The following is a 3,457-nucleotide window of genomic DNA, read 5'->3' as shown; positions in this document are numbered from 1 at the left end:
GCCTTGGCCAAACTGGAAATATTGCCCTTATGCTGCTGGAACAGCAGTAGCAGGTCGACTTCGGCGTCGGTTTCGATCGGCTCCGGCGCGGCCTCGGCCGGCAAAGACTCCCGTGCCGGTAGCGCATCCCTAATTGGGCTCGGCGCAGCATGCCTTACTAGGGCACCCATCTCAGCCATACGTTGCGCGCTCTCATCGCCGAACACCGTCTCACTATCACGATCAACAGAGGACTTATGGATATCGGACAAGAAGTCGTCCGGTAGATCCCAGAGTTGAATCACTTCATTTTCTGCCATCGCCAAGGCGATTTGTAAGACACTGGCCAGTTGGCGCAGGTTACCCGGCCATGGATGCTGCAAAAAGAGGTTAACGATCTCGGCTGACAGCTGGGACGGCTGCTCCGGGGTACTGAACAGTTGATAGACCTCTTGAAACAGGGCCTCCCGGTCTTGGCGTTTGCGTAGCGGCGGCAGTTCTAGGTTTAAGCCACTGACGCGATAGTAGAGATCCTGGCGAAACAGGCCCTGCTCGACGTCGTCCCGTAACGACCGGTTGGTCGCCGAAATCAGTTTAATATCGACGGGAAAGGCTTCGGTGGACCCAAGCGGCACCACCTTACGCTCCTGCAAGACGCGCAGTAAGCGGGCCTGCACCTTAAGCGGCATCTCGCCTATTTCATCGAGAAACAGGGTGCCGCGGTGGGCCTTGCGAATCAGACCGATGGAACCTTTGTTGCTGGCCCCGGTGAAGGCGCCCTTTTCATAGCCAAAGAGCTCGGATTCGACCAATTCCGCCGGAATTGCGGCACAGTTGACCGCAACCAGGGGATAGGATCGGCGCGAGCTGAATTCGTGTAGCGCGCTGACAAACACTTCCTTGCCCACACCGGTCTCACCGGCAATAAGGATGGGAATATCCTTCTCAATCACTTTTTTCGCCTGAGTCACCGCACGATCGACCAGCTGATCGCCGAAACTTAGGCGCTCCAGGGTAATCAGGTTGCTATCGACGGGTCGCTTTTTCAGATGCCGTTGTCTGAAGTCCAATGCTTGGACAATCTTCTTTTCCGGGCGTCGCAACGCGCCATGCATCTGAAAGCGCCCCAGAGCGGGCAATTTAATCGGCATCAGATCTGGGTGGTTCTTCAGATCGCGCAAAGGGCAATCAAAGATGTCAGATATATGGGCCAAGGCCAGGTTTTGCCCAAGCAACAGCTCGGCCCGGCAATTAGCCGAAATAATGGTGCCATCATCATTGAAGACGATCAACCCGGCCCACTGACTGTCGATGTTATCGACATTGGTATTAAAGCTGAGCAGGAAGTTTTCCGCGGCAAACCTCTTAACAATAAGCCGATTCTCAACCGCCTGCGACATCAGCTTGACCAGTCCTAGGGTATAGGCGTGCGGCAGATAGGTGTCACTGGACACGTCCAAGACACCGAGCAGATCGTGATTGACGTTAAAGATCGGTGCGGCCGAGCCCACCATAAAACGGTTTGACTTGAGAAAGTGTTCATCTTTCTGCACCTGAACAGCCTGACCCAGCTCCATCGCGGTGCCGATGGCATTGGTACCGTTCACCGCTTCACCCCAATAGGTACCTGGGTTTAAGAAGGCTTTCTGTTCTTTGTTCAAAAACCGTTGATCACCCCAACTGTTCAACATCTGGCCGCGACTGTCGGTCAACATGATCATACATTGGCTGTTGGACAGGATGTTTTCGTAATAAGGCAGCACCTCGTTGCCCGTGGTCTGCACCAAATAATGGTGTTCTTCCTTTAGGCTCTCGATCTCCCCCTGTGGCAGCGTTTCTATATCAGGCATTGCTAACGGATCAAGGCCGTACTCGCGGCACCGTTCCCACGAATCGGCTATTACGTTCTGGTGCTCGACGGGTGTTTTAGCAGCAAGGACGTCTGCCTTATAGGCGGCCGACGGCCCTGTTTGAGATTTGTTTGGTTTGGTCATAGGTGGCTACCGATCGTTGTTTTTATTATATCGGACCAACTCAGTTGCCCTTAAAAAAGCAGTGCATCGGGCGTGTCCTGAACAAAATCTGTTCGGAATTTGAACAGTCTTGGTGTTCACAGTTAATGTTTAAAAGTGCTCAGAGTCAATACTTTAATGAACACATTCTATTAAAAAGACCATCTTCAACACACTCAACCCCGACCTATAAAATTATTTTTTCTATATTAATCAATAGGTTACAATTTAAAACCCGGGTGTTCAGCGAAACTTGGCACAACTCTAGCTTTATTCCTTTCAGAATAAAAAAATTGCGCAGTGTTGAACACACCGCAAAAACAAAAATCGTCACAGGACGGCATTATGTCCCTCAAATTAGAAAATGTAGATCAGGTCGTTAACGGCCAAAACCACCTAACGAATGTCAACTTAACGTTAGAGCCGGGTTCGTTTAATGTGCTTTTGGGTCGCACCGGCGCTGGTAAAACCTCACTGATGCGTTTGATGGCGGGCTTGGATAAGCCAACCAATGGCAAGATCATTATGAACGGTGCCAATGTCACCGGCATCACGGTGCAGAAGCGTAATGTGTCGATGGTTTATCAGCAGTTCATCAACTACTCCAACCTAACGGTTCGGGAGAACATCGCGTCGCCACTGCGTTTGGCCAAAGCCTCTGAGGCCGAGATCAACAAGCGGGTGATGGAAACCGCCGATATGTTGCGGATCACCGAGTTTTTGCATCGTTACCCGCTGGAACTGTCCGGCGGTCAGCAGCAGCGCACGGCTATGGCGCGCGCCCTAGTCAAAGACGCCAGCCTGATTCTGTTCGATGAGCCCTTGGTCAACCTAGACTATAAGCTGCGGGAAGAGCTGCGCTTCGAATTACGCGAACTCTTTAAAGCCCGTAACGCTATTGCCGTCTACGCGACCACCGAACCAAATGAAGCTTTAGCGTTGGGCGGCACCACCACCCTGTTGCATGAAGGCCGAGTGATCCAGTCTGGCCCCTCAGCTGCGGTCTACCGCGAGCCGGTCGATGTCTACGCAGCCGATCTGTTCAGTGAACCACCGATTAATTTAATACCCGGTAACGTGACCGACAATGAGGTCACCTTCGATGAATCGGTACACTTTCCATTGCATCAGGACCTTAAAAGCCTGACGCCGGGTGGTTATAAGTTTGGTATCCGTCCCAGCCATATCGGCCTGGTGCCAGACAACGACGATGACCTCGAACTGTCGATGAAGGTCGAACTGGCTGAGATCAGCGGTTCGGAAACCTTTCTCCACGTGAAAAACGATCACTTTAATTTGGTCATGCAGTTGTCTGGCGTTCATGCCTACCGCAGCGATGCCACCATTAACATCTATCTGCCGGTACACAAACTGTTTGTGTTCACTCTCGACGGCAAAATGATCCAGTCGCCGACTCGACTGATAAGGGGCTAACTCAAGATGGCTGAAATACAACTGAAGTCCTT

Annotated in this window: 2 protein-coding genes; one reads left to right on the top strand and one right to left on the bottom strand. The window is 51.9% G+C overall.

All coding sequences use genetic code 11. The features are described 5' to 3' along the window. A partial coding sequence (locus tag AC4FIC_RS06920) for a sigma-54-dependent Fis family transcriptional regulator (RefSeq protein ID WP_476194229.1) occupies window positions 1–1,829 on the bottom strand: 1,829 nt, incomplete at its 3' end. Between the two features lie 507 nt (window positions 1,830–2,336). Between AC4FIC_RS06920 and AC4FIC_RS06915 the strand changes: the two genes are divergently transcribed. Continuing rightward, window positions 2,337–3,425 (top strand): ABC transporter ATP-binding protein, encoded by a 1,089-nt coding sequence (locus tag AC4FIC_RS06915; RefSeq protein ID WP_100256194.1) that lies wholly within the window; start codon window positions 2,337–2,339, stop codon window positions 3,423–3,425. The last annotated feature ends 32 nt before the right edge of the window (window positions 3,426–3,457 follow it).

The organism is Reinekea sp. (genome assembly GCF_982785585.1).
This window is presented reverse-complemented; position numbering and strand designations above follow the sequence as displayed.

What these genes read in the sequence shown, in the direction of transcription:
- AC4FIC_RS06915 (WP_100256194.1), top strand. Translation starts at nt 2,337, where the DNA reads ATGTCCCTCAAATTAGAAAATGTAGATCAGGTCGTTAACGGCCAAAAC.